Source organism: Planomonospora sp. ID82291, from assembly GCF_015711645.1.
Lineage (GTDB): Bacteria > Actinomycetota > Actinomycetes > Streptosporangiales > Streptosporangiaceae > Planomonospora.
In genome coordinates, this window is the sequence record NZ_JABTEX010000001.1 from 1,825,289 (window position 1) to 1,849,088 (window position 23,800).

The window sequence follows — 23,800 nt, forward strand, 5'->3', positions numbered from 1 at the left end:
CGACGAATCCGCCTACATCCTTGGATGTACGGCCGGTCCTGCCGGAGCCGGGCGGATCAGCCGCTCCGGGGTGATGGGATGGAGCACATGAGACGGAACGACGCGCTGGGGGCCGTGCTGTGCCTCGCCGTCGGCCTCGTTCTGCTCGCCGCCGGATCCCGTGTGGACCACGGGACCCCGCTGCACTGGTTCGTCGGTCCGCTCCTGGTCGCCTGCCTCGGCGTCGCCGTACGGCGGACCCGGCCGCTGCTCTCGCTCGGGCTCGGGGTCGTGGCGTTCGTCGCGGACCTCCTCATGGGCCCCTCCCTGGGCACCGTGCTGATCGTCACGGACAACCTCTACGCCGCGGTCCGGTACGGCCCGCGTCCGCTGGGCCGGTGGATGCTCGGCATCACCTCGGTCATCGCCGTCGTCGGCGGCGCGGTGGCCGGGTTCATCGCCCGGGACCTGGCGCTCTTCGCCGTCGCGCTGGTCCAGGCCGGCCTCGTCGGGGTCACCCCCGTCATCACCGCGGTGATCATCAGGCAGTTCGAGGAGCAGGCGGCGTCCGAGCGGATCAGGGCCGAGCAGGTCGCGCGCCTGGCCGAGCTGGACCGGAAGACCGCGGTGCAGGCCGAACGGGCCCGGATGGCGCGGGAACTGCACGACATGATCGCCAACCACTTCAGCGCGATCGCCATCCAGTCCACGGCCGTGCTCTCGCGCAGGGACCTGGACCCGGCGATCGTGCGGCAGGTGCTGGAGTCCGTGCGGGAGAACAGCGTCCAGGGGATGGCCGAGATGCGCTCCATGATCGGGCTGCTCCGGCAGGAGGGCGAGGAGGTCGAGACCGTCCGGCTCCGGGTGGCCGAGGCCGGCCGGCTGGCGGAGCGGGCACGCGAATCCGGGCTGGACGTACGGCTGCGCGTGGAGGGTGAGGTCCGTGAGCTGCCCGCCGCGGTGGACCTCGCCGGCTACCGGATCGTCCAGGAGGCGCTGACCAACGCGCTCAAGCACGGCGGCAGGACGGTCGAGACGGTGATCGCCTACCGGCCGGAGGAGGTCGTGCTGACCGTGGACAACCCCGTCGACGGAGTCAGGCCCGGCCTGCCCGGTGCGGGAGCGGGCCTCATCGGCATGCGGGAACGCGCCGCACTCGTCGACGGCCTCGTGGACGCCGGACCGCACGACGGCGGCTGGCGGGTGCGGGCCGTGCTGCCCACGCTGGCCCTGCCCTCCCGGCCGGCCGCCCCGGAACCGCGGGCCGCCCCGAAGACCGTTCCGGGCCCGCAATCCGCCCCGCACCCGGAAACCGTTCCGGGCCCGCAATCCGCCCCGCACCCGGAAACCGTTCCGGGCCCGCAATCCGCCCCGCACCCGGAAACCGTTCCGGGCCCGCAGGCCGCCCCGCACTCGACGACCGTCCGTTCCGGCCCGGTCGTTCCCCCGCCCGTGGACACGGCCGCCGCCCCTTCCCGTGAGGAGAACCCGTGACCATCCGTGTCCTGGTCGCCGACGATCATGCGGCGGTGCGCACCGGGATCGTCCTCATCCTCGGCGGCCACGACGACATCGAGGTCGTCGGCGAGGCCGCGGACGGCGAGCAGGCCGTGACGATGGCCACGGCGCTCAGACCGGACGTCGTGCTGATGGACGTCCGGATGCCGAAGCTGGACGGCATCTCGGCCACCCGTGAACTGAGCGGGGTCGCCGACGTGCTGATCCTGACCACCTTCGACGTCGACGAGTACGTCTTCGGGGCGCTGCGCGCGGGAGCCGCCGGTTTCCTGCTCAAGAACACCGACGCCGACGCCCTGGTGGAGGCCGTCCGGGTGGTGGCCCGGGGCGACGGTCTCATCTCGCCCGCCGTCACCCGGCGGCTGATCTCGGAGTTCCGGTCGTCCGTCCCCCGGCGGGGACTCCAGGAGGTCGAGAGCCTGACCCCGCGCGAGCGCGAGGTGCTGGCGTGCATCGGGCGGGGGCTGTCGAACGCGGAGATCGCCCGCGAGCTGGACATGGCGGAGGCGACCACGAAGACCCACGTCAGCCGGGTGCTGAACAAGCTGGGCCTCCGCAGCCGCGTCCAGGCCGCGATCCTGGCCCAGGAGCTCGCGGAGGGGTCCTGAAGCACCGGTCGGCCGCCCGAGACCCCGGACGGACGGCCGGCCGGGGGCCGGGGACCGGGCGGGCGCCGGACCACCGCCCGGAAGAATCCCGGGCGGGCGCCGGGTTCCTCCGTCTCAGGCGTCCCCGGGCGTCTCGGCGGGCACGTACAGGGAGAGCGTCTCGGCGATGCAGGCGGGCTTGGGCCGGTCCTCGACCTCGACCGTCATCTTGATCTTCGACAGGTAGCCCGAAGGCGTGCCCTTGAGGTCGACGAGCTCCGCCCCGCACCGCACCCGCGCCCCCACCGGGACCGGTGAGGGGAAGCGGACCCTGTCGAGACCGTAGTTGATGCCCATGGCCAGGCCGTCCACCCGGAACAGCTCCATCATGAACGACGGCAGCAGCGACAGGCTCAGGTAGCCGTGGGCGATGGTCCCGCCGAACGGGCCCCTGGCCGCGGCCTCGACGTCGACGTGGATCCACTGGTGGTCGCCGGTGGCGTCGGCGAACAGGTTCACCTGCTCCTGGGTCACCGTCCGCCACCCGGTGTGGCCGAGGTGCTCGCCGACGGCGGCCTTGAGTTCCTGGATGTTCGAGAAGATCCTCATGTCCGGAACTTTATTCGGTCTCCGGGACCGCGAGAAGGTTCAGGACCGTGAACGTCTTGCCGCCGCCCTTCCCGGTCGTCGTGCAGGACACCCCGGCCTCCGGATGGACCGACGCCTCCGCCGGACCCGACGCGTCCTCGGGCCGAGCCGTACGGCACGTCCGCACGTTCTTCCCGTCCTCGTCCCAGTAGACGATCGAGGGCGGCGAGGAGGAGGTCCCGGTCCCGAAGCCTCCGGCCCCGTCCTCGCTCATGGCGGAGATCCCGGCGAAGGCCCCGGAGACCGGATCGTGGACGGCGGCCACGGGAACGTACTCCGCCTCCCCCGGACGCACCGGGGCTTGGAGACGCCCGAACCGGTCACCGAGGAGCGGCCATCCGCCGTTGTCGACGTCCCCCCGCAGGACCTCGTGGCCGGAACCGTCCGTCCGCTGCACGAAACTCCCCTCCTCCATCCGCCCGAAGCACCAGACCGGCCCGCAGCGCACGCCCCGTGCCCCTTCCGGGAGGGGAATCTCGATCACCTCGCCGGTCTCCAGGTTGACCGTGCGGGTCTGGTTCCCGTCCCCGCCGCCGGCCTCCGCACCGGTCGCCAGGTCCACCGCCCACGGCCACGACAGCAGGTGGAGCCCGTCCGTCCCCGCGACCCGCTCCGGCGCCCCGCCGGCCAGCGGCAGGCGGTGGACTCCGCCGCTCCTGACCGACCAGACGACGGCGTCGGCGGTGACGCCGATCCGCTCCACCTCCGCCAGGTCACCGGTGACCTCGCCGACCCGCCGCGCCGGGCCGCCGGAGCGGGGCGCGACCCAGAAGTCGGCCCACCGGTCCCGGTCGTTGGGCGTCTCGCCCCACCAGACGACGTACTCGGCTCCCGGCTCGACCGTCTGCGCGTAGTAGCCCTTCACCCCTGCGGGTCCGGGCATCTCCGTCAGGACGGTGCTGCGGCCCGCCGCGGTGTCGTAGACCTCCAACCGGCCCGCCTTCTCGAACGACGACTCGGCCGAGAGCAGCAGCTCGGTGGCGCTCAGCGCGGCGACCGGCCGGTACTTCCAGCCGTCCGCCGCCTTGGCCGGGATCTTCGACACCGCCGCCGGCCAGACCTCCGCCGCCGGCCGGATCTCCGGCCTCGGGGCCGCGGGGGAGGGTTCGGGCTCCCGGGCGGGGTCCTCCGTACCCTCCGGCGAGGCCGTCACCGTGACGTCGCCGAGGACCGGGCCCTCTCCGCCCCTGTGGGAGAAGACCTGCGCCGCCGCCGTTCCGCCGCCGACCACCGCGACCACCCCGGCGACCGCGAGAGCCGACCGCACACGCCTGTGCCTGCGCCTCTCCCGCCGCCGCCGGACCGCCTCCAGCAGGTCCGGTCCCGGCACGGGCGCGGCCTCCGCCACGCCGGCCAGGACCCGGACGAGCTCCGCCTCGCTCCTGTCGTCCATCGACCCCGTCCCATCCCCGGAACCGCGCACCGGCCCCGCCTCATCCCCCGAACCGCGCACCGGCCCCGCCTCGCCTCCGGAACCGCCCGCCATCGCCCCCTCCTCATCCCCGGAACCGTTCATCCGACCCGCCCCGGTTCGAGAGCCGCCACCCGCACTCTGAGCTTGTCGAGCGCGCGGGCGGCCTGGCTGCGCACCGTGCCCCGGGAGACGCCGAGCAGCGCGGCGATCTCCTGGTCCGGGAGGTCCTCGTAGTAGCGCAGGACCAGGACCGCCCGCTGCTTGGGCGGCAGGCCCTTCAGCTCGTTCCACAGGCCCGTGTCGTCGCCCGCGCCGTCGGTGTACGCCGCCTCGGGCACCTGCGGGACCAGCCGCTCCCGGCGCAGCCGCCGCCAGGCGCTGATGTGCAGGCGCGCCATGGTCGTGCGGGCGTACCCCTCCGGGTCGTCGCGTCTTCGCACCCGCGGCCAGGCGTCGCCCAGACGCATCAGCGCCTCCTGCGTCAGGTCGGCCGCGTCCTCGGCGTTTCCGGTGAGCACGTAGCCGTACCGGTACAGCGCGCTTCCCCGCGCGGCGACGAAATCTGCGAACTCCACAGCACCAGGGACGCGGCGGGGCCCCGTTCTGTTGCACGACATTCGGGTACGGCTCGCAAACGGACATCCGGTGTTGTCCGGCGCTTCATCCCCTACTCCTAGCGTTCCCGGCATGAAACGACGTTTTGCCACCGCGGTCGGCGCAGCCGTACTCTCTCTCGCCCTCACCGCCCCGGCCTCAGCCGACCCCGGTGCCGGCCCCGACTCCGGTGCCGATTCCGGTGCCGGTGCCGACGCGGCGGCACGCGGGCACGGCGGTTCCGGCGGGTCCGGCGGGTTCGGCCGCGCCACGCTGACCGGCTTCGCCGCGCTGCCCGCGCTGACGTTCGTGCCGGGCAGCGAGGCCTCCGGCGCCCGGCTCGGCACCGCCCCGGTCAACGGCGTCACCCCGCCGTTCACCGGGCAGCCGGTGCAGGGCTTCAGCGGCATCGTGCGGCGGCACGACGGCACCTTCGACGTGCTGTCCGACAACGGCTACGGCTCCAAGGCCAACAGCGCAGACTTCCTGCTGCGCGTGCACCGGATCAAACCGGACTTCCGGCGGGGCGCGGTCCGGGTGCTGGGCGGGTTCGACCTGAGCGACCCGGACGGCCACGTGACCTGGCCGCTGACCCGGGCGGACCGGAAGCTGACCGGCGCCGACTTCGACGTGGAGTCGATCGTGCGGACCGCCGACGGCACCTACTGGATCGGTGACGAGTTCGGTCCCTTCCTGCTGCACGTCTCGCCCTCCGGCAGGCTCCTGGAGGCGCCGGTCCCGCTGCCGGACGTCAAGGCCCCGGAGAACCCGACCCTGGAGGGCGCCGAGCCCACCCTGGGCCGGAGCAAGGGCTTCGAGGGCATGGCCCGCTCGGTCGACGGCCGCACGCTGTACCCCCTGCTGGAGGGCACCGTGGCCGGCGACCCGGCCGGGACCCTGCGGATCAACGAGTTCGACCTGCGCAGGCAGGCCTACACCGGCAGGCGCTGGAACTACACGCTGGACGGCGCCGACCACGCGATCGGCGACATGATCGCGGTGGACCGGCACCGGTTCCTGGTCATCGAGCGGGACAACCTCCAGGGCGACGCGGCGAAAACGAAGAAGATCTATCTGATCGACCTGCGGAGGCCGGACCTGGGCAAGACCCTCGTCGCGGACCTGCTCGACCTGGCGAACCCGCGCCGCCTGGGCGGCTTCGGGGAGACCTTCCGGTTCCCGTTCCAGACGATCGAGGACGTGGTGATCCTCGACGACCGGACCCTCGGCGTCCTGGACGACAACAACTTCCCGTTCTCCTCGGGCCGCACCCCGGGCGCGCCCGACGACAACGAGTTCATCACCGTACGGCTGGCGCGCCCCCTCGGCGCCGACCCGCGCGTCCACCGCTGAGGCGTCCCCTCGGCGCCGACCCGCGCGTCCACCGCCGAGGCGCCCCACCGGCGGATGCGGACCCCCGCCATCGGCGACCGGGTGGCGGATGCGGACCCCCGCCATCGGTGACCGGGTGGCGGGGCACCGATCCGGAGGGCGAGACCTGTTATTCCCCTATCGGGACCGTCCTGAAGCCGGAGACGCTTATCCTTCGGAGGAAGCTCCGGAAACCGACAAAGGGAACGCTGACCTTCATGTGGCCTCCATCATCCCCTCAGGACCCGCACGGCCAGCAGCCCTCTGCCGGGCACGGGCAACCCCCTCCCGCGGACCCCTGGCAGCAGCCCCGGCACGGCGGCCCCCAGGAGCCGCAGCCGCCGTACGGCCAGGGCGCGCAGCCGCCGTACGGCCAGGGCCAGCAGCCGCCGTACGCTCCCCAGGGCCAGCAGCCCCCCTACGGCCAGGCCCAGCAGCCGCCGTACGGCCAGGGCGCGCAGCCGCCGTACGGCCAGGGCCAGCAGCCGCCGTACGCTCCCCAGGGCCAGCAGCCCCCCTACGGCCAGGCCCCGCAGCCCCCCTACGGCCAGCCTCCCTACGGCGGGCAGCAGGCTCCCGGCGGCTGGTCCCAGCCGCCGGCGGGACCGCCCGGACGCAAGTCCCTCTGGCCCTGGACCCTGGGCGGGGCCGTCGTGGTCCTCGTCGCCCTGGCGGTGGTGTTCGCCCTGCTCCCCGACGACCCGGCCTCCACCCGCACCGCCTCGGGCCCGACGCCCCGCGCCTCCTCGTCCGCGCCGGCCACACCGCAGGCGGACCCGACCGAGGAGCCCTCGCAGGCCCCCGCCTCGGACGAACCGACCGTTCCGGCCGCCGACGGCCGGCTCGTCAAGGCCGCCGACGGCAAGAGTTCGATCACCGTCCCGAGTGACTGGAAGAAGCTGGCCCTTCTGGACAGCGCCGGGATCCAGCAGGGCAACACGGTCAAAGAGCAGTACCTGATGGTGATCAGCGAGAACAAGTCCGGCTTCGACTTCGATCTGAGCGGTTACGCCGAGGCCATCACCGGCAAGATGCAGGAGAGCCTGACCGACCCCGTCCTCGGCGAGCAGCGGTCGCTCTTCGTCAACGGCGCCCCGGCCCGCCAGTACGAGCTGCGGGGCACGACCCAGGGCCTCGACCTCGTCTACTGGGTGACGTTCGTGGAGGGCGAGCAGAGCTTCCACCAGGTCGTCGCCTGGACCCTGGCGAACCGGGGCGACGCCCACGGCCCGCTGCTCCGTCAGGTCTCGGAGACCTTCAAGGAACTCGGCGGCGCATAGCCGGACAGTCTTGACGATCTTTAAATGCTTAACTAAATTCAGGCGAGACATGGAGAACGGCTACTCCCTGCTGGACAGCACGATGTACGCGTTGATCGTGCGACTCGGCTCCCACAAGCGCCAGATCGCCGCAGGCCTGGAGAGACTGGGCCTGCGGCTGGGCCAGGAGGTCTACCTGGCCCAGCTCTGGCGCCGGGACGGGCTGTGCCAGGGCGAGCTGGCCGAGCGCACGAAGGTGACCGCGGCCAACATCACGCAGGTGCTGCGCGGCCTGGAGAAGCAGGGCCTGGTGGTGCGGCGCCGTGACGACGCGGACGCCCGGGTCCAGCGGGTCTGGCTGACCGACGCCGGGCGCGCGCTGGAGCGGCCGGTGACGGAGGTCTGGCACGACGCGGAGACCGCCTGGCTGGCGAGCCTGACCCCGACCCAGCGCAAGGCCGTCGCCCGGCTGCTCTGACCCCTGCCCCTCCATGCCGGAGCACGCCCATTAAGTTAAGCACTTAAGGAGTTTCGATGGATCTGGGACTGAAGGACCGCACCGTCGTCGTGACCGGGGCCTCCGGCGGCATCGGGCGGGAGATCGCCCGCGGCTACGCGGCCGAAGGAGCCCGCGTGGTCCTCACCTACCGGAACGCCCCCGAGGAGGCCGAGGTCCTCGCCCGGGAGCTCGGCGGACTCGCGCTGCCGTACGACCTCGGCGACCCCGGCTCGGCGGAGGCGCTGGTCGCCGAGGTGCGGGAGCGGACGGGCGGGATCGACGTGCTGGTCAACAACGCCGTGCGCTGGGGCGACCGCCCGCCGGGGCCGGACGGCTCCTTCGAGGACGTGCCCGACGCCGAGTGGACGGAGGTGCTCAGGCACAACGTCGAGGGAGCCCTGCGGCTCAGCCGCCTGGTCGCCCCCGGCATGCGGGAACGCGGCTTCGGCCGGTTCGTCCACGTCTCCTCGGGCGCCGTCGCCGAGGGCATGATCGGCGGCGAGTACTACGCGGCGGCCAAGGCCGCGCTGCACGGTTTCAGCCGTTCGGCCGCCTTCAGCCTCGGCCGTGACGGCGACATCCTGTCCAACGTCGTCATGCCGGGCTTCACCCGCACCGCCCGCAACGAGGCGATGGCCGAGGCCGTGGGCCACCATTACAGCACCCGTGCTCCGATCGGCCGCCTGCTGGACGCCGCCGAGGTCGCCAACGCCGTCGTCTACCTGGGCTCGGCCGCCAACACCGGCATCACCGGCCAGGTCATCGCGGTGACCGGCGGCGTGTGACCCGCACACCACCGAACGACGTGTGACCCGCACACCACCGAACGACGTGTGACCCGCACACCACCAAACGGCGTGTGACCCGCACACCACCGGACGCCCGCCGAGCCGCGAAAACGCTTTGCCTGGCCCGTGGAACGCTGCGAGGATGCGCGCGTGATCCGCTACACCGACGCCGTCGGCGCCGTCCGCGCCGAGCAGTTGCAGGGCTTCTTCGTCGGCTGGCCCCGGGCCGCCTCCCCCGAGCAGCATCTGGCGGTCCTCCGCGGCAGCCACCGCGCCGTCGTCGCGATCGACGACGGCACGGACCGAGTCGTCGGATTCGTCAACATGATCAGCGACGGGGTCCTGACCGCCTACATCCCCTGGCTGGAGGTCCTGCCCGCGTACCAGGGCCGGGGGATCGGCACGGAGCTGATGCGGCGGATCCTCGCGGCGGCCGACCACCTCTACTCGGTCGACCTGCTCTGCGAGGCCTCGCTCCAGCCGTACTACGAGCGGTTCGGCATGCTCCCGGTCCCGGGGATGAGCCGCCTGCGCCGCTCCGCCCTGGACGGCCCGCCCGCCTCCGATGGCGGCTCCGCCCTCGGCTGACCGGTCTCCATTCGACCGGCCTCTTACGGAGCACGGCGTACGGAGCGTCATACGTCCGCCGATGCGAACTGCCCCCCGCCGACGACGCGGAGCAGGTCGAGCCGGTCGGCGTCGGCGCTCCCCGGCGGCGGGGTGAAGACGACCAGACGCTGGTCCTCCTCCGGAGCGAGCAGGACTTCGCAGTCCAGTTCGACCGGCCCGACCAGCGGGTGGAGGAGCCGCACGCGGCTGCGGCGGCGGACGGCGACCTCGTGCAACCCCCAGAGCGCGCGGAACTCCTCGCTGGCCTCACCGAGCCGCCGGACCAGGCGGGCCGCCACGGGGTCGCCCGGCCTGCGGGCGACGGCTGCGCGCAGGTCCGCGACGTGCATCCGGCCGTAGTGCTCGTGCTCGTCCGCCGGGTACGGCGTGCGCGCCCCGGGATCGGTGAACCAGCGCCAGACCAGGTTGCGGCCGTGCTCCGAGACCGTGCACACCCCGCCGAGCAGGGCCCGGGCCATCGCGTTCTGGGCGAGCACGTCTCCCAGGTCACCGACCACCTGCGCCGGGGTGTCGGTGAGCCGGTCGAGCAGGCGGAGGAGCCCCGGCCGGACGTGCTCACCCGCATGGCGGCCGGCCGGCGGGCGGTGCCCCGCCAGCAGGTAGAGATGATCCCCCTCGTCGGCGTCCAGCCGGAGCGCGCGGGCGAGCGCGGCCAGCGTCTGCACCGACGGCTGCGGGCTGCGGCTCTGCTCCATGCGGACGTAGTAGTCGACCGACATCCCGGCCAGCTGCGCCACCTCCTCGCGCCGCAGGCCGGGCGTGCGGCGCCTGGGGCCACGGGGCAGTCCGGCCTCCTCCGGCCGCAGCCTCTCGCGCGAGCGACGCAGGAACCCGGCGAGTTCCCGGCGGTTCATGGACATGCAGCGATCATCCCAAATCGGACAGGCCTCAGCCAGGGACCGCCGATCCCCCGGAAAGACGGTCCTCTTCTCAACCCGCTCCGGCCGCGGCAGTGTCTGCGGCGTCCCCGGTGTTCCGGGTGCGGAGCCGCCTCTCGGCCGACCCTCGTCCGGGTCCTCGTCCGGGTCCCGTCCGGGTCCTCGACCGGTCCCGGCCGGGCCCCGGCCTGACCTCGGCCGGGCCCGGCCTGACCTCGGCCGGGCCCGCCGGTCCTCGGCCGCCTCCGCATCGGAACCCCCGAACCGCGCACAAGGAGTCGATCAGCATGCCCGTCGTCACCGTCGGAAACGCCCAGGTCCACTACACCCGTACCGGCACCGGCCCGATCCTCGTCCTGGTGCACGGCACCGGGTCCGCAGGTGCCGAGCTGACGTGGGGCGGGATCGCCCACCGGTTCGCCGACCGGCACACGGTGATCACGCCCGACCTGTCCGGAACCGACCGCACCTCCGACGACGGGGCGCCGCTCACCGTCGAGGGCCTGGCCGAGCAGGTCGCGGCCGTCATCGAGGACGCCGCGCACGCCCCGGACACCGCGCACGCCACGGGCACCGGAGCGGGCCCGGCGGCCGACGTCCTCGGCTTCTCGATGGGCGCGCCGGTGGCCGCCGCACTCGCCGCCTCCCGCCCCGACCTGGTGCGCCGGTTGATCCTGGTCGCCGGCTGGATCCGTACGGACGCCGACGAGTACCTGCGGAACCTGTTCACCCTGTGGCGGCGGCTGGGGGCCGTGGACGCCGAGGCGTTCGGCCGGAGCGTCACGATGACGGGCTTCAGCCGGGACTTCCTCAACGCACTCGGCAGGGACGAGGTCGAGAAGCTGGTGCCCAACCTGCCGCCGACACCCGGAACCCTGCGCCACGTCGACCTGGACGCACGCGTGGACATCCGCCGCCTGCTGCCCCTGGTCCAGGCGGAGACCCTGGTCGTGGGCTGCTCCCAGGACGCCACCGTCCCGGTGGGCAACAGCCGGGACCTGCACGCGGCGATCCCGGGCAGCGCCTACGCCGAGATCGACGCGGGGCACGTCGTCTTCTTCGAGAAGCCGGACGAGTTCGTCGGACTCGTCCGGGACTTCGTCTCCGCGCCATGACTCCGGCCCGGCCCCGCGACCTCCGTCCCCGCCCCGTGACCCCGACCCGGCCCCGTGACCTCCGTCCCCGCCCCGTGACCCCGACCCGGCCCCGTGACCTCCGTCCCCGCCCCGTGACCCCGACCCGGCCCCGTGACCTCCGTCCCCGCCCCGTGACCCCGACCCGGCCCCGTGACCTCCGTCCCCGCCCCGTGACCCCGACCCGGCCCCGTGACCTCCGTCCCCGCCCCGTGACCCCGACCCGGCCCCGTGACCTCCGTCCCCGCCCCGTGACCCCGTCCCGGCCGCCCCGCCCGCCGGATGTCCCTAGACTCCCGCCATGGACTTGCGGCAGCTCACGGACGAGGTCGAGGCGGTCTCCGATGCCTACGCGCTCAGACACGGCATCACCCGGGACGCCACCTGGTTCCTGCTGAAGCTCCAGGAGGAGGTGGGCGAGCTGACGCAGGTCTTCCTCATGCGCGCCGGCCAGGCCCGGGACAAGGGGTACTCCCGGGAGGAACTGGAGTCCGGCTTCCGCTCCGAGCTCGCCGACGTCCTCGCCCACGTCCTGCTGCTGGCCCGGCACCACGGCGTCGAGCTGGAGGCCGAGGTCGCCCGCAAGTGGCTGTCCCGGCTCCCGGGCCGTCACTCCCCGCAGGACGGGAGCGGGGAGTGACGGCTGGCCGTACGGCGTTCACGCTCCGAGCCGGCGTCCGCCACCCGCTTTCCGGCGAGGCCACCCGGCCGCCTCTCGGTGATCACTGAACCGGGAGGGCGCCGCCTCCCGGAGCGCGCCGGGCGCGATGGTCAGGCGACGGCGGCGCGGGTCACGTCGTACGGGTCCCAGTCGAGGTCCCAGAAGGCGTCGAGGCCGTTGTCCTGGATGAAGCGGCGCTCGCTGGAGTGGATGGGGTAGCAACCGGTGATGCTGACGGGCAGGTCGTCACCGACGTCGATGCTGGCGAAGTCCTCCCGGTCGAGCCCGGGGGGAGTGAAGAGCAGGAAGGCGTCCATGTCGCTCTCCCGGGAGACGCGCTCCCCGAAACCGAGGGTGTCGCCGTAGGCGAAGTGGCAGTCGCCGCCGCGAAGCCGCTCGGCGAGGTAGGCGACCGCCCAGGCCCAGGCCTCGTCGGTGGAGCGCACGCTGATGCACAGCTCCGGTGTGCTGCGGGTCCAGGAGGGGTGGCCGGACAGCGACAACCCGTAGGTCAGGCCGGTGACGAACCCGGGTTCCGGAAGATCGCGGTAGACGATCGCGGTGACGTCGCGCATTCCCGGCGTGGTCGAACGGAACGGGGTGAACTTCGGTTCCCGTCCTCCGGAGAGGCGGTCCAGATGCGCCAGGTAGCGCTCGACACGGGTCTGCATATGCTGATTCTGCCGCGAGATCACCGTTCCGAATGATTCCGCACCCCTGTCGGGAACAGGTCCGGGAAAGGGGGGACGGAGCGGGGAGGCGCCGCCGGGACCGGCCCGGTACGGCGTGGGCCCTTGCCGGATCACCGGTGCTCCTCCGGCCCGCGGTGAGGTCGTACGGCCGGCGACAGCGCGCCTTCATCGGAACCGGGAGTTCCGATCGGTTCAACCTGGACCAACGGGCGCGGCCGTCGCTCGTACCGGTCGGCATCCTCCTTGAGCCATGGCAGGCGTGCTGCCTCGACCAGCGGATCCCGGAACTCGGGCGGCTGCGGGTGAGCACCGCCGAGATCTCCGAAGAATCACCGTCTCCCAGCCGTCGTCCAGGCACTCCATGACCTCGGCGGCCCTGGCAGCGACCTCCTCGGTGCGGGTGCCGGCGAGATAGAGGCGGGCGGCCTTGTGAAGCGGGGAGTCCTGGGGAGTCACGGCCTGATTGTGGCAGCTCTCGAACCCGAAGCCACGGGTTGAAAGAGGAGGGCTTCCTATGCGGTGCCTGGTGCCGTGACCTGAAGTTTCGCACCGCATCGGACATGGCGGGCCGGGATCGTTCCGCGCATGTTCCAGATCTTCATGAGCCGAGGGCGTCAGCGGCCATGAGGTAGATATGGTCGGTGGATCCGATCAGAGCCGGACCGGTGAACCGGGCCGCAGACAGGCGGACGCCTGTGGCGCGTTCGGCAAGGGCCAGAGCGCTGGAGACGGGATCGTCGGAGAACCCGAGCTGGTCGCCGTCGATGTCCATGCCGAGGTCTTCGACATCCGCCTGGAGCCGGTCGGGATCGAAGCCCTTCCGCAGAGAATAGGCGTACAGGCTGAACGTGGTGATCCGGCGGCCATCGACGCAGTAGGTGAAGCCGTCGTTGTTGATGTTCACGTACACCGCTGCCGCGGTGGTGCCCGCTGACAGCAGATGGGCCTTGTCGTAGACGGTTCTCGGCGAGCCGTATTCGATCAGGACGGTTCCACCGCCGGCCGCGTAGGCCGCGACGCCCTGTCCCGACTCGCCCAGAGAGCCCGGGGTGACGTGGATCCGCCGCAGGGCTTCCCGAGGGGACAGGTCCCGCACGAAGCCGGCGCAGAGCCAGGTCTCATCGGCGCCGTCGGTGAACTCCGCGCAGAGCCACTCATAGGTCGCAGCCGTGGCGCTGCCCATTCGCCTGCCTTCCTGGAAGCCGTATCGCGGTGATCATGGCAGAGAGGGCCGACAACTTCACTCGTTGTCTGTGCACTGTCAGATTGGGGACCATCTACTGATCTTGCCGTGCTGAGCCGGGAAAACGGGGTGCAGGCCAGAGCGGGTCGAACGATCGTGAGTATCCGTGACGGACCTCGGCCGACCGTCCGTTCTGACACGGATCCGCCACGTGGATCATGCTGTTTCAGCGAAGAGGGAGCGCGCGGACGCGGATACCTCCGGTGGCGAAAGCCACGATTGCGCCTGTCTGCAGATGCTGTTCGAGAACCTCGAGATTAGCCACGATGGTGTTGACCAGGTCGGGTGGACGAAGCTCCACCAGCTCTCGTACGAGGATTACGGAGGATTCGGTCGCGCGGGCGTGGGCCGGCCCTCTGCGTCAAGCTCACCAGCCCGCTGATCGAGGTCCTCGCCGAGGGCATCAAGACCGTGGCGTCCATGCACGACTTCACCTGCGACCTGACGCACGCGGGCTCACCCTCGGCCACCGTCGTCATGCTGCGCCACAACGCCGACACCCTGGACTGGCTGATCCTCGCCGACTCCGCCCTCGTCCTGGACACGGCCGACACGACAGAACCCATGGTCATCTGCGACGACCGGGAAGCCCTCGTCGGCGCGGCCCACCGCACGACCATGGACGCCCTGCCCTCCGGCAGCCCCGAACACGTCGCCGCCCACCGGGCGTACGTGGAGACCCTGCGCGGCCACCGCAACCGCGACGGCGGCTTCTGGGTCGCCTCCGCCGACCCCCTCGCCGCCGACCAGGCCCTCACCGGCACCGTCCCCGCCCACCAGGTCCGCGCCGCCGCCCTGCTCAGCGACGGCGCCTCCCGCCTGGTCGACCGCTTCGCCCTGACCACCTGGCGGCAGACCCTCGACCTCCTCGACCAGCACGGCCCCGCCGAACTGATCCGCCGGGTCCGCGAAGCCGAGCACTCCGACTCGCACGGCGAACGCTGGCCACGCGGCAAGGCCCTCGACGACGCCACAGCCGCCTACTGCCTCCTGCCTGCGACCTCCTGATCCACGCTCCCGCTTCACGTCCTGCCTCGAACCCGAGAGACGGGCGTCTTGGCGTACCGCCACGTCGTTCAGGAGGTCCCCGACCACCGAGGGTCACCACGACCGAGCGGTACACCCACGTGTCCACCCCCCTCATGCGCGACGCCGGCGAACGGCCCGCCTCGGCGCTGTGGGGAGACTCCTGGGTCCTCACCGGGTACCCGTTGCAACGGGAACGGCGACCACGAGCCCTCCGAAGATCAGAAAAGGCCCTCTCCCCGAACTCGGGAGAGGGCCTCTGACCTGCGGAGGCTCGGGGATTTGAACCCCGGATGGGCGGTAAACCCAAACCGCATTAGCAGTGCGGCGCCATAGACCTGACTAGGCGAAGCCTCCTGGTAGCCGTGTGGCTCAGCACAGAGTACCGGCGATCGGGCAGGGCGGCAAAGCGATTGCCTGGCGCGTCGGCCAGTCCTCCCTGGGCCGGTTATCCACCTTATGTGGATAACTTCGTCCACGCCTGTGGACGGAGTCGTGAACGAGCAGATGAGATCCAGGACAAACCTGTGGATTCTCTATATATGAGACAAGAAGTCTCGCCTGCCGAACATGCAGAGGGCTCCTCGCCGACACGGGAGGAGCCCTCCACGGATCACGGATCACAGAGATCGGATCACGGAGATCAGGCGGCGGGGTTGGCCTCGCCCTCGATCTCGATCTTGATCTTCTTGCCGACGAGCACGCCGCCGGTCTCCAGCGCCTGGTTCCAGGTGAGGCCGAACTCCTCACGGTCGATCTCGGTCGTGATGGAGAAGCCCCAGACCTCCTGGCCCCACGGGTTGGTGCCGGCGCCGCCGTACTCGACGGTGAGCTCGACCGGCCGGGTGACGTCGCGGATCGTCAGGTCGCCGGAGAGGGTGAACTCGTCACCGGAGTGGCCGACGACGCGCGTGCTGCGGAAGGTCAGCTCGGGGAACTTCTCGACGGCGAGGAAGTCGTCGCTGCGCAGGTGGCCGTCGCGGTCGGCCACGCCGGTGCTGATGCTCGCGGTCTTGATCGTGAGCTCGGCGGAGGACTCCAGGGGGTTCTCCGCGATCGTCACGGTGCCGGCGAAGTCGCCGAAGCCGCCGCGGACCTTGCTCACCATCATGTGCTTGACGACGAAGCCGACGGTGGTGTGGGCGGTGTCGAGCGTGTAGGTGCCGGCGGCGGGGATCTGGAGGTTCTCCCAGGTGCGCGTGCTCATCATGTTCTCCCGAGGGGGTGCTTGCTGCGTGGACGTTTGCGTAAACATATTTCTACACGAGGAATATTCCTCTCGTCAACTATCGTCGGATACAGTGGGAACGTGCTTCCCCTAGACGACCCCCGGCTGACCGCGATGGGCCTCCTCGCCGAGGTCTCCACCGGACTGTCGGCCAAGACGCTCCCCACCCTCGCGGCGGCGGGGCTCTCCGAGATCGACTTCGAGACCCTGATCCGCCTGGCGCGCTCACCCGGGCAACGCCTGCGGATGAGCGACCTGGCCGCGCAGACCACCCTCTCCACCAGCGGCGTGACCAGGGTCGTGGACCGGCTGGAACGCGAGGGCCTGGTCGCGCGGGAGGCGTGCGCCACGGACCGCCGGACGTCGTACGCGGTGATCACCGAGACGGGCCTGGCGCGGCTCGGCGAGGTCCTGCCGCAGCACCTGGCGGACATCGAGACCTGGCTCACCGGCCTGCTCTCCTCCGAACGCCTCTCGGCCCTCCTCGACGCCCTCAGAACCGTCCGCGACGCCGTACGGCCCTGCGCCACGGCGGGCGCCCAGACCCGATCCCCCGGGGAACCGGGGTCCTGCGGGCGCCCTTCCCCACGGCCACCCTCCGAACAGGCGTCTCCTGACCGGCCGCCCTCCGCCCGGCCGCCCTCCCGACGCCCTCCCGACGGGTTCGGCCGATGACCCGGAACGCTCCAGGAGAGGCGCGGAGGACGGTCAGGGCTGGGGTTCGAGTCGCCGCTCCGGGGCCTCCAGGGCGCAGCGGAGCTTGGCCATCCCGCGGGAGACCGTGCTCTTGACCGTGCCGACGCTGACGCCCAGGGCCCGGGCGACCTCCGGCTCGGTCATGTCCTCGTAGTACCGCAGCACGATCGCGGCCCGCATCCGGGCGGGCAGCCCGTCGAGCGCCTGCTCCACCCGCTCGGGGAGCTGCCGCCGGCCGCTGGGGACGATCGGCTCGGGAACCTGCTCCGACGGATACTCCTGCAGCTTGCGCCGCCGCCACCACGAGATGTTGATGTTGACCATCGTCCGGCGCACGTAGCCGTCCAGGGCCGCGCGGTCCTCGATGCGCTCCCAGGCCAGGTAGGTCCTGGCCAGCGCCGCCTGGAGCAGGTCCTCGGCGTCGTCCGGGTTCCCGGCGACCTGTCGGGCGGCGCGCAGCAGCGCCGGTCCGCGAGCAACGACGTACTCGCGGAACTCGTCGTGGGTCCCCCCGGTCACCGCGATCACCCGCCCTGTGGTCAAGGTGTCTCCCGTGGCCAGAATCGCAGCCGGAGCCCCTGATCCGGCTGAACCGCCATCCAGGTTTCATCCCGCCGGCCGTAAAGATCGTTCCAACCTCCCCGTCGGCTCCGGAAAGACCGTTAGGCGCTGTTTTGCCCAGTCATGGGGGAGAGGGGTTCCACTGGGGAGGGAAATCCTGATACCTGGTCGGATACCTGACGGGATTATCGGGGGAAGCCGAGCACGGGACGCCTCCGAGCATGTGACGCTGGCGGGACGTCCCGCCGAGAAGCCGAGAACAGGAGAACCACGATGCCCCAGCGGAGCATCGCCCGCCGCCGGGCGCTGGCCTCGGCCGCGCTCGGCCGTCCCCTCGCGGCCCCCGGTCCCGCTCCCGGGAACGGAACAGGGAACGGGCCCGGCGACGGATCCGGCGACGGATCCGGGGACGGGCCCGGCGGCGGTGAGCTCCTGCACGCCGTCACCGGCACGGTCATGGACGCCAGCCCGCACCTGCTCGTCATCGAGACCCCGGACGGCAGGGAGGAACGGCTCGTCATCGCCCCCTGGGCGACCGCCTGGCGCGGCGACGCCGTCGCCCCGGCGGACCTGCCGCCGGGCGCCAACGTGGTCGTCAGGGCATTGAGGGCCGGCCGGGTCGTCGACCGGATCTGGGCGGACACCACCCGGATCACCGGGGTGATCCAGGAGGTCGGCCCCGGCACCGGGGACCGCACGATCGAGCTCTACTGCGGACCGCACCGGGGCCGGCGGACGGTCGTCATCCCCTACGCGGTCTCGGGGCGGCTCCGGGTCCGGCACCCCAAGCTCGAACCCGGCTACCTGTTCGACGCCGTCGGCGTCGTCGAGGACGGCCTGGCCCACGTCCGGCTGCCCACGACCTCGCAGCCGCCCTACCGGTGGACGTCCGTGCCCGAGCCGCCCCTGGCCTACGGCGGCGCGCAGGCGCACGTCTCGGGGGCCGCGAGCTGGTCCGACGGCTTCGACTTCGGCGAGCGGGGAGCCGCCTATCCGATGCTGGAGTCCTCCGACGCCGAGTGCGACGAGGTGGGGAGATCGTGTGCGCGGCTGCCGTACCTCGCCCTGGGGTCGGTGCTCGACGTGCGCAACGTGTGCTCCGGCCGTACCGCGGTCGTACCGGTCGTGACCTGCGGCTGCCTCGCCGGCCGGTTCTGCGACCGGTGCCTGGAGTGCGGCACCTCCCCGCGCGGCCGGATCGTGGAACTGTCGCCGGCCTCTTTCGTGGAACTCGGCGGGGAGCTGACCAAGGGTTGCTTCAACGCCCGGATCGCTTTGGGATGACACAGGTGACGACGCAGACGGCTTCGGGATGACACAGGTGACGACGCAGATGGCAGAGACGTTGAGGACGATCGCCGCCGCCCAGCTCCCGGTGCTGGGCGTGCTGCTGGCCCTCGGTACGGTGGCCAAGTTCCGGACCGCCCGAGGCGACAAAGGGCTGGACGGGATGAGCGGGCTGGGACCGGCCGTGCTGGTGCCCGAGCAGTGGCGCGCGCCGGTGATGCTCGGTTGCGCGGTCGGGGAGGCGATGCTGCTGGTCGGGCTGATGGCCACCGGTCATCCCGTCTTCCGGTGGGGGACGACCGCGTTCTTCGCGGTGGCCACCTACGTCCTGTGGGAACTGCGCCGTCGCCGTCCCGACGTGGGCTGCGGCTGCTTCGGCGAGGCCAGCACGGTGCCGGTGGGCTTCCGCTCGTTCGCCCGCACCGTCGTCCTGACGGCCATGGCGGCCGGGACCGTGTGGGCCGGAACGGTACCGGGGTGGTCCGTGCTGTCCGGGATCTCCTGGACCGAGGCGCTGGCGGTGGCCGGAGGGCTGCTGCTGGTCGCCGCCTTCTCCCCCGAAATCGAGGAGACCGCCGCCCGGCTCCGGCACCGCGCACCGTGCGAGGAGCGTCCCGCGGACGCGGCGACGGCCGCCGCCCGGCTCCGTTCCAGTACGGCCTGGCGGACCCACGCGGCGTCGCTGACGAGCACCGAGCCGGTCGACAGCTGGCGGGAGCTCTGCTGGCGGTTCTTCGTCCACGAGGGGCGGGGCCCGGACGGCGAGCCGGTGGACGTGGTCTTCGCCGTCTACCTGAGCGGTCGCAAGCCCGCGGTCCGGGTGGCGCTGGTCGGCCCGGACGGGCGGGCCGTCGGAGCCGTCCCGGTGCCGGAGCCCGTGGCGGTCCCGGACGGGGCCGGCGGCTCCCCCGCGCTCGCGACGCGCGATCTCTGATCTCCGTACGGCCGTCCAGGGCAGGCGCCGGAGAGCCCGGTAAAGGCCGGGACGGGGCCGGGCTCCGATGGACCGGACCCGGCCGCCGCCGCGGGACCTCTGCCCGCCGGATCCGCACGCCCCGTCACGTGGACTCCACCAGGGGGAGCCGCGCGCCCCGTCACGTGGGCTCCACCAGGGGGAGCCGCGCGCCCGGGTCGGCCGCCGCCACCGCGGAGAGCCGCTGACGGGAGAGGGCGGGCCAGGCCTGGACGGCGCAGAACGGGGCGCACTGGTCCTGGTCCGCACGGGTGCCGACGTGCACGCAGCACTGGACCAGGCGCTCCTCCAGCATCGTCGCCATGTCCATGAACGGCTTCACGGTGATCCGGACCACGCGCTCGCCGAGCATCCGGCGGAGCCTCTCGCGCCGGCCGGGCAGCGCCGAGGAGGCCAGCGCCAGCAGGGTGGACACGCCCAGGTCGCAGTTCTCGCCGATGTTCCGCCACAGGTCGCCGATCTGCGGGTGCGAGAGGGACGACTGCTCCGACAGCAGTCCGAGCAGCGACTCCTGTACGGCCCGGCGCAGCTCGCGGGGGATCTCCCGGTCGGCGATCCGGTTGGCCACCAGGCCGAGGTGCTCCTTGAGCCGGTCGTGGCCGATCAGGGCCGTCAGCGACCGCCACGCGCCGGAGTCGTCGCGGATCATGTAACCGACCGAGCAGCAGTGCGGGTGCGAGCACGGCAGCGCCGTCAGGTCGCGCCAGGTGACGGTGCCGCCGGTCTGCGGTCCGAGGCGGGCGAGCACCCCGGTGTGGGTCAGCCGGTCGAGCGGGTCGATCGCCGCCGACCGGCCGGAGCCGAACTGCGGCTGCAGGGAGACGCCGCCCACGTAGGGGGTGTCGAGCGCGAGCCGTACCACGTCGCCGATCTCGCCGTCGTTGACGCCGAGGGCCGCGGTCATGACCAGGGTCGTGAAGATCCCCCGCTCCGACAGCCGCCGTACGGCCTCCGCCTTGAGGGCGCGCAGGTCCCCGCCCCGGTGGTGGCGCGAGGCCGCGGCGGAGGTCCCGTCGTACTGCAGGTAGACCTCCACCCGCTCGCGGTGCGCGGTGAGCAGGTCGAGCAGCGCGTCGTCGCGGGCCACGGCGAGGCCGTTGGTGTTGACCAGGATCCGGGTGACCGGCCGGGCGGCGAGCCCGGCCAGGAGCGTCCCCAGCTCCGGGTGGAGGGTGGGCTCGCCGCCGCTCAGCATGAGCACGTCCAGGCGGCCGTTCTCCCTGGCCAGGCGCTGGTCGACGTTGGCCAGGACGTCGGCGACCGGGACCACCCCGCGCAGGTCGGGCGAGGAGCCGGCGAAGCAGGTCGGGCAGCGCAGGTTGCAGGTCTCGGCGATGTCCTCCAGCAGGATGCAGGTGTGCTGGGTCTGCGTCTCCGGGAGCCCCCGCAGGTACGCCGCGGGGACCGGGTCGAAGTTCCCGGGGGTGTCGGGGACGTGGGCCTTGGTGGGGGCGGTCCACTCCTCCAGGTAGGCGAGGATCTCGGGGTCCTCGTCGTAGAGGGTGCGCACCAGGCCGTGCACGCGGCAGCCGCGCTCCAGGAACACCCGGCCGTCGCGGGCGGCGAGGTAGCCGGTCAGGCGGGGTACGTCGTGCAGCGGGCGCTCGGGGTCCCCGTCGTGGCAGTGCGGGCAGAAGGCGTTGACGTAGCGGAGGATGCGGTCGCCCCGCAGCCCCATCCCGCCGGTCCCGGTCACGGGTAGAGCCCGGGGTTGAGGCCGGTGCAGAACCCGGCGCTGAAGATCGAGACCAGTGCCCAGCCGAGCATGAGGCCGATCCCCAGTCCTTTGGACCACGCCTCTCTCCTGCGGACCAGCGCGACCCCGGTGCCGAAGGTCCCCAGCGCCAGGATCACCGCCGCCACGCCGATGCCCACGGACGATTCGGTCGAGATCGCCAGGAGCCCGATCAGCACGTCGAGGGCGACGAAGGCGAGGATGCCGACGAACGTCAGCCCCACGACCACTCCCGTGGAGCCGCCGGATGGGGGCCGCCCGCTCCACTGCGGCGGCGGACCCGGCGGACCGGACGGGGCGCCGTACGGTCCCCGGGGCGGTTCCCCCGGCGGACCCGGAGGCCCCGGCGGACCGGGCGGGCCGGGCGGTCCCTGGGGCGGTTCCCCCGGCGGACCCGGCGGGCCGGGCGGTCCCTGGGGCGGCGGCGTGGTCATGCGCGGGCCTCCTGCCTGCGGACGAGCGCGTCGTAGAAGCCCCGGCGGTAGCCGTACCGGAGCCTGAGGGCGACCAGCAGCAGGCCCGGGACGAGGAACCACTGCGGGCGGGTGAGGTCCAGCCAGACCGTCTCGTTGGCCCGGGTGAACTCCACGAGGAACCGGAAGACGGCGTAGGCCGCGACGTAGAGGGTGAACAGCTCGCCCGGCCGGGTGATCCGGCTCCGCAGCCACCAGAGCGCACCGAAGGCCGCCAGCTGGAAGGCGGCCTCGTACAGGAACGACGGGTGCATGGCCTGCCCGGCCAGGCAGCCGGGGCAGGCGGGCGTGGCGGCGGGGGCGTGCACGCCCCACGGCAGGTCCGTGGGACGGCCGGGGGCCTCGGTGAGGTGGCAGCCGATCCGGCCGACCGCCATGCCGAGCGCGACCGCGGGCGCGAACAGGTCGCCGGTCCGCTCCCGGTACCCGATCAGCCGCTTGGCGAGGAGCACGCCCGCGTAGGCGCCGGTCAGCCCACCCAGGATGCTCCGGGAGCCGAACATCCAGGCTTCCAGCAGGCTCGGGTTGAGCGCCGGGTCGAGGTGCTCGGCCCAGCCGGACAGCCGCATGCCGACCGCCCCGCCGACCAGTGCCCCGGTGACCGCCACCAGCGACTGCTCGGCCGGCGCGCCCCGGCGGCGGGCCTCGGCGACGAAGACCGCCGCGGCGGCCAGCACCCCCAGGACGACGAAGAGGCCGTGCACCGGCACGGACCGCCCCCCGACCCCGATCACCGGCTCCATCCCGCCACAGTAGATGCGGGAGCGCCTCCGGACCATCACCTCCGCCCGGCCGGAGACCGTTGCCGGGCACGGGCCCGGAAGGGACGCCCGCGAGGACTGCCGCCACCCGGCGCGTCCGGTCGGCCACGCGGATGACGTACCGTGTCGGCCCGTTGTGAGACGGCTGCAGGTGGGAAGCTCCCTTCCATGACACGCGTCCGGACCGTCCTCGCCATGACCGTCGTCTACCTCGCGGTGAGCGCCTGCGGCGGTTCCGAGCCCGTCACCGCACCCACGACACCGCCCGTGCCGCCCGGCCCGCGCTCCCCGTCCCCGTCCCCGTCCCCGTCTCCGACGGGCTCGCCGTCCGCGGTCCCGTCGGCCTCCCCGTTCCCCTCACCCGAGGGGACGGACGGGCCGGGCGAAACGGCCTCTCCGGAGGCCTCGCCGTCCGCCGAGGCCGCATCGCCCCTCCCGTCGCAGACGCGGCCCCCGGCCGCGCCTCCCGAGTTCGCCGCGAAGGTCTCCCGCGTCACCCGTGAGCGCCTGCCGTACTCCTGGCGCAGGGGCTGCCCCGTCCCGGTCCGGGACCTGCGGTTGATCACGATGACCTACTGGGGCTTCGACGACCGGCCGCACACCGGCGAACTGGTCGTGCACGAGGACGTCACCGACGACGTCGTCACGGTCTTCGGCCGACTGTACGACCGGCGCTGGCCGATCTACCGGATGGTGCTCGTCGACGTCTACAAGGGCGACGACTTCGACTCGATCGAGGCCGACAACACCTCGGCCTTCAACTGCCGCCCGGCGACCGGCTCCAGCAGCTGGTCCCGGCACGCGTACGGCAAGGCCATCGACATCAACCCCCGGGAGAACCCCTACGTCTCCGCGGACGGCTCGATCGCCCACAAGAACGCCCGCAGGTTCGCCGAGCGCCCGGTGAAGGCCCCCGGCGTGATCAACCCCGGCGACAAGGTGGTCCGGGCCTTCGAGGCGCTCGGCTGGGAGTGGGGCGGATCGTGGTCCGGCGTCAAGGACTACCAGCACTTCAGCAAGGGCGGCGGCTGAGACCTGGGCCGGTCATCGCGCCGATCCCGGGTGGGATCCGTGCCAGGGGCCTGACGCTGTCGTCAGCATCGTCGTCAGCCCGCACCGTGCGTGCAGGCGGCGCTCAAGCCGCCGGTAAGCGGCATGCCGTACCA

At 72.6% G+C, this 23,800-nt stretch carries 25 protein-coding genes and 1 tRNA gene; 14 read left to right on the forward strand and 12 right to left on the reverse strand.

The annotated features are described in order from the left end of the window. The first annotated feature begins 87 nt into the window (after positions 1 to 87). Positions 88 to 1,473: a histidine kinase gene (locus HS045_RS08100; RefSeq protein WP_230883475.1), complete on the forward strand. Its 1,386-nt coding sequence runs from the start codon at positions 88 to 90 to the stop codon at positions 1,471 to 1,473. After that, on the forward strand, positions 1,470 to 2,105 hold the full coding sequence (locus tag HS045_RS08105; protein WP_196450499.1) for a response regulator transcription factor: 636 nt from the start codon (positions 1,470 to 1,472) through the stop codon (positions 2,103 to 2,105). The genes HS045_RS08100 and HS045_RS08105 overlap by 4 nt, the downstream gene beginning before the upstream one ends. A 114-nt stretch (positions 2,106 to 2,219) precedes the next feature. On the opposite strand, the gene HS045_RS08110 is transcribed toward HS045_RS08105, so the two are convergent. The 3 genes from HS045_RS08110 to HS045_RS08120 all read right to left on the reverse strand — a co-directional run bounded on the left by HS045_RS08110 (position 2,220) and on the right by HS045_RS08120 (position 4,721). Continuing rightward, complete coding sequence (locus tag HS045_RS08110; RefSeq protein ID WP_196450500.1) at positions 2,220 to 2,693, reverse strand: MaoC family dehydratase; 474 nt, start codon at positions 2,691 to 2,693, stop codon at positions 2,220 to 2,222. A gap of 10 nt (positions 2,694 to 2,703) precedes the next feature. Further along, the gene (locus HS045_RS08115) at positions 2,704 to 4,125 is read right to left on the reverse strand and encodes a hypothetical protein (protein ID WP_196450501.1); all 1,422 of its coding nucleotides are present in this window, start codon (positions 4,123 to 4,125) and stop codon (positions 2,704 to 2,706) included. Positions 4,126 to 4,244: 119 nt separating this feature from the next. Next, positions 4,245 to 4,721 carry a SigE family RNA polymerase sigma factor gene (locus HS045_RS08120; RefSeq protein ID WP_307827417.1) on the reverse strand — a complete coding sequence of 159 codons (477 nt, stop codon included), beginning with the start codon at positions 4,719 to 4,721 and terminating at the stop codon, positions 4,245 to 4,247. A 112-nt stretch (positions 4,722 to 4,833) separates the two neighbouring features. On the opposite strand from HS045_RS08120, the gene HS045_RS08125 reads away from it, so the two are divergent. The 5 genes from HS045_RS08125 to HS045_RS08145 all read left to right on the forward strand — a co-directional run bounded on the left by HS045_RS08125 (position 4,834) and on the right by HS045_RS08145 (position 9,245). Beyond that, positions 4,834 to 6,093 (forward strand): esterase-like activity of phytase family protein, encoded by a 1,260-nt coding sequence (locus HS045_RS08125; protein ID WP_196450503.1) that lies wholly within the window; start codon positions 4,834 to 4,836, stop codon positions 6,091 to 6,093. A 236-nt stretch (positions 6,094 to 6,329) separates the two neighbouring features. After that, positions 6,330 to 7,391, forward strand: a complete 1,062-nt coding sequence (locus tag HS045_RS08130) for a hypothetical protein (RefSeq protein WP_196450504.1) — start codon at positions 6,330 to 6,332, stop codon at positions 7,389 to 7,391. Positions 7,392 to 7,440: 49 nt separating this feature from the next. Continuing rightward, entirely contained in the window at positions 7,441 to 7,848 is a 408-nt protein-coding gene (locus tag HS045_RS08135; RefSeq protein ID WP_196450505.1) for a MarR family winged helix-turn-helix transcriptional regulator, read from the forward strand. A 56-nt stretch (positions 7,849 to 7,904) separates the two neighbouring features. Next, positions 7,905 to 8,654, forward strand: coding sequence for an SDR family NAD(P)-dependent oxidoreductase (locus tag HS045_RS08140; protein WP_196450506.1), 750 nt, complete (start codon positions 7,905 to 7,907; stop codon positions 8,652 to 8,654). Positions 8,655 to 8,807: 153 nt separating this feature from the next. Continuing rightward, positions 8,808 to 9,245 carry a GNAT family N-acetyltransferase gene (locus HS045_RS08145; RefSeq protein WP_196450507.1) on the forward strand — a complete coding sequence of 146 codons (438 nt, stop codon included), beginning with the start codon at positions 8,808 to 8,810 and terminating at the stop codon, positions 9,243 to 9,245. A 47-nt stretch (positions 9,246 to 9,292) separates the two neighbouring features. Here the strand turns inward: HS045_RS08145 and HS045_RS08150 are convergent, their stop codons facing one another. After that, entirely contained in the window at positions 9,293 to 10,147 is an 855-nt protein-coding gene (locus HS045_RS08150; protein WP_307827418.1) for a helix-turn-helix transcriptional regulator, read from the reverse strand. A 305-nt stretch (positions 10,148 to 10,452) separates the two neighbouring features. Between HS045_RS08150 and HS045_RS08155 the strand changes: the two genes are divergently transcribed. Beyond that, positions 10,453 to 11,280, forward strand: coding sequence for an alpha/beta fold hydrolase (locus HS045_RS08155; protein WP_196450508.1), 828 nt, complete (start codon positions 10,453 to 10,455; stop codon positions 11,278 to 11,280). Between the two features lie 319 nt (positions 11,281 to 11,599). Next, positions 11,600 to 11,938, forward strand: a complete 339-nt coding sequence (locus tag HS045_RS08160) for a MazG nucleotide pyrophosphohydrolase domain-containing protein (RefSeq protein WP_196450509.1) — start codon at positions 11,600 to 11,602, stop codon at positions 11,936 to 11,938. A gap of 131 nt (positions 11,939 to 12,069) precedes the next feature. On the opposite strand, the gene HS045_RS08165 is transcribed toward HS045_RS08160, so the two are convergent. Both HS045_RS08165 and HS045_RS08170 read right to left on the reverse strand, forming a co-directional pair. Continuing rightward, on the reverse strand, positions 12,070 to 12,630 hold the full coding sequence (locus HS045_RS08165; RefSeq protein ID WP_196450510.1) for a suppressor of fused domain protein: 561 nt from the start codon (positions 12,628 to 12,630) through the stop codon (positions 12,070 to 12,072). A 619-nt stretch (positions 12,631 to 13,249) separates the two neighbouring features. Further along, a complete protein-coding gene (locus HS045_RS08170) occupies positions 13,250 to 13,834 on the reverse strand; it encodes a DUF6461 domain-containing protein (RefSeq protein WP_196450511.1) in 585 nt (194 codons plus the stop codon). Positions 13,835 to 14,314: 480 nt separating this feature from the next. Between HS045_RS08170 and HS045_RS08175 the strand changes: the two genes are divergently transcribed. Next, positions 14,315 to 14,902: a hypothetical protein gene (locus HS045_RS08175; protein ID WP_230883476.1), complete on the forward strand. Its 588-nt coding sequence runs from the start codon at positions 14,315 to 14,317 to the stop codon at positions 14,900 to 14,902. Positions 14,903 to 15,187: 285 nt separating this feature from the next. On the opposite strand, the gene HS045_RS08180 is transcribed toward HS045_RS08175, so the two are convergent. Together HS045_RS08180 and HS045_RS08185 are read right to left on the reverse strand one after the other, a co-directional pair. Further along, positions 15,188 to 15,277, reverse strand: a tRNA-Ser gene (locus HS045_RS08180). A gap of 286 nt (positions 15,278 to 15,563) precedes the next feature. Next, positions 15,564 to 16,127: a YceI family protein gene (locus HS045_RS08185; RefSeq protein ID WP_196450512.1), complete on the reverse strand. Its 564-nt coding sequence runs from the start codon at positions 16,125 to 16,127 to the stop codon at positions 15,564 to 15,566. Positions 16,128 to 16,229: 102 nt separating this feature from the next. Between HS045_RS08185 and HS045_RS08190 the strand changes: the two genes are divergently transcribed. Continuing rightward, a complete protein-coding gene (locus HS045_RS08190; RefSeq protein WP_307827419.1) occupies positions 16,230 to 16,823 on the forward strand; it encodes a MarR family transcriptional regulator in 594 nt (197 codons plus the stop codon). A 33-nt stretch (positions 16,824 to 16,856) separates the two neighbouring features. Here HS045_RS08190 and HS045_RS08195 read toward each other — a convergent pair whose 3' ends face one another. Continuing rightward, the gene (locus tag HS045_RS08195; protein WP_230883477.1) at positions 16,857 to 17,387 is read right to left on the reverse strand and encodes a SigE family RNA polymerase sigma factor; all 531 of its coding nucleotides are present in this window, start codon (positions 17,385 to 17,387) and stop codon (positions 16,857 to 16,859) included. Between the two features lie 291 nt (positions 17,388 to 17,678). Here HS045_RS08195 and HS045_RS08200 point away from each other — a divergent pair, with 291 nt between their 5' ends. Together HS045_RS08200 and HS045_RS08205 are read left to right on the forward strand one after the other, a co-directional pair. After that, the gene (locus HS045_RS08200; RefSeq protein ID WP_196450513.1) at positions 17,679 to 18,689 is read left to right on the forward strand and encodes a hypothetical protein; all 1,011 of its coding nucleotides are present in this window, start codon (positions 17,679 to 17,681) and stop codon (positions 18,687 to 18,689) included. A 49-nt stretch (positions 18,690 to 18,738) separates the two neighbouring features. Next, on the forward strand, positions 18,739 to 19,626 hold the full coding sequence (locus HS045_RS08205; RefSeq protein ID WP_196450514.1) for a MauE/DoxX family redox-associated membrane protein: 888 nt from the start codon (positions 18,739 to 18,741) through the stop codon (positions 19,624 to 19,626). 160 nt (positions 19,627 to 19,786) lie between these two features. Here HS045_RS08205 and HS045_RS08210 read toward each other — a convergent pair whose 3' ends face one another. The 3 genes from HS045_RS08210 to HS045_RS08220 form a co-directional block, all read right to left on the reverse strand. Then, positions 19,787 to 21,361, reverse strand: coding sequence for a radical SAM protein (locus HS045_RS08210; protein WP_307827420.1), 1,575 nt, complete (start codon positions 21,359 to 21,361; stop codon positions 19,787 to 19,789). Further along, positions 21,358 to 21,624, reverse strand: coding sequence for a hypothetical protein (locus tag HS045_RS08215; protein ID WP_196450515.1), 267 nt, complete (start codon positions 21,622 to 21,624; stop codon positions 21,358 to 21,360). Before HS045_RS08215 ends, HS045_RS08210 begins: the two co-directional genes overlap by 4 nt. Positions 21,625 to 21,830: 206 nt before the next feature. Then, a complete protein-coding gene (locus HS045_RS08220) occupies positions 21,831 to 22,616 on the reverse strand; it encodes a prolipoprotein diacylglyceryl transferase (RefSeq protein WP_196450516.1) in 786 nt (261 codons plus the stop codon). Between the two features lie 186 nt (positions 22,617 to 22,802). On the opposite strand from HS045_RS08220, the gene HS045_RS08225 reads away from it, so the two are divergent. Further along, positions 22,803 to 23,666 carry a M15 family metallopeptidase gene (locus HS045_RS08225; protein WP_230883478.1) on the forward strand — a complete coding sequence of 288 codons (864 nt, stop codon included), beginning with the start codon at positions 22,803 to 22,805 and terminating at the stop codon, positions 23,664 to 23,666. The last annotated feature ends 134 nt before the right edge of the window (positions 23,667 to 23,800 follow it).

What these genes read in the sequence shown, in the direction of transcription:
- HS045_RS08100 (WP_230883475.1), top strand. Translation starts at nt 88, where the DNA reads ATGAGACGGAACGACGCGCTGGGGGCCGTGCTGTGCCTCGCCGTCGGC.
- HS045_RS08110 (WP_196450500.1), bottom strand. Translation starts at nt 2,693, where the DNA reads ATGAGGATCTTCTCGAACATCCAGGAACTCAAGGCCGCCGTCGGCGAG.
- HS045_RS08115 (WP_196450501.1), bottom strand. Translation starts at nt 4,125, where the DNA reads ATGGACGACAGGAGCGAGGCGGAGCTCGTCCGGGTCCTGGCCGGCGTG.
- HS045_RS08125 (WP_196450503.1), top strand. Translation starts at nt 4,834, where the DNA reads ATGAAACGACGTTTTGCCACCGCGGTCGGCGCAGCCGTACTCTCTCTC.
- HS045_RS08130 (WP_196450504.1), top strand. Translation starts at nt 6,330, where the DNA reads ATGTGGCCTCCATCATCCCCTCAGGACCCGCACGGCCAGCAGCCCTCT.
- HS045_RS08135 (WP_196450505.1), top strand. Translation starts at nt 7,441, where the DNA reads ATGGAGAACGGCTACTCCCTGCTGGACAGCACGATGTACGCGTTGATC.
- HS045_RS08140 (WP_196450506.1), top strand. Translation starts at nt 7,905, where the DNA reads ATGGATCTGGGACTGAAGGACCGCACCGTCGTCGTGACCGGGGCCTCC.
- HS045_RS08150 (WP_307827418.1), bottom strand. Translation starts at nt 10,147, where the DNA reads ATGTCCATGAACCGCCGGGAACTCGCCGGGTTCCTGCGTCGCTCGCGC.
- HS045_RS08155 (WP_196450508.1), top strand. Translation starts at nt 10,453, where the DNA reads ATGCCCGTCGTCACCGTCGGAAACGCCCAGGTCCACTACACCCGTACC.
- HS045_RS08160 (WP_196450509.1), top strand. Translation starts at nt 11,600, where the DNA reads ATGGACTTGCGGCAGCTCACGGACGAGGTCGAGGCGGTCTCCGATGCC.
- HS045_RS08165 (WP_196450510.1), bottom strand. Translation starts at nt 12,630, where the DNA reads ATGCAGACCCGTGTCGAGCGCTACCTGGCGCATCTGGACCGCCTCTCC.
- HS045_RS08170 (WP_196450511.1), bottom strand. Translation starts at nt 13,834, where the DNA reads ATGGGCAGCGCCACGGCTGCGACCTATGAGTGGCTCTGCGCGGAGTTC.
- HS045_RS08175 (WP_230883476.1), top strand. Translation starts at nt 14,315, where the DNA reads ATGCACGACTTCACCTGCGACCTGACGCACGCGGGCTCACCCTCGGCC.
- HS045_RS08185 (WP_196450512.1), bottom strand. Translation starts at nt 16,127, where the DNA reads ATGAGCACGCGCACCTGGGAGAACCTCCAGATCCCCGCCGCCGGCACC.
- HS045_RS08200 (WP_196450513.1), top strand. Translation starts at nt 17,679, where the DNA reads ATGCCCCAGCGGAGCATCGCCCGCCGCCGGGCGCTGGCCTCGGCCGCG.
- HS045_RS08205 (WP_196450514.1), top strand. Translation starts at nt 18,739, where the DNA reads ATGGCAGAGACGTTGAGGACGATCGCCGCCGCCCAGCTCCCGGTGCTG.
- HS045_RS08220 (WP_196450516.1), bottom strand. Translation starts at nt 22,616, where the DNA reads ATGGAGCCGGTGATCGGGGTCGGGGGGCGGTCCGTGCCGGTGCACGGC.
- HS045_RS08225 (WP_230883478.1), top strand. Translation starts at nt 22,803, where the DNA reads ATGACACGCGTCCGGACCGTCCTCGCCATGACCGTCGTCTACCTCGCG.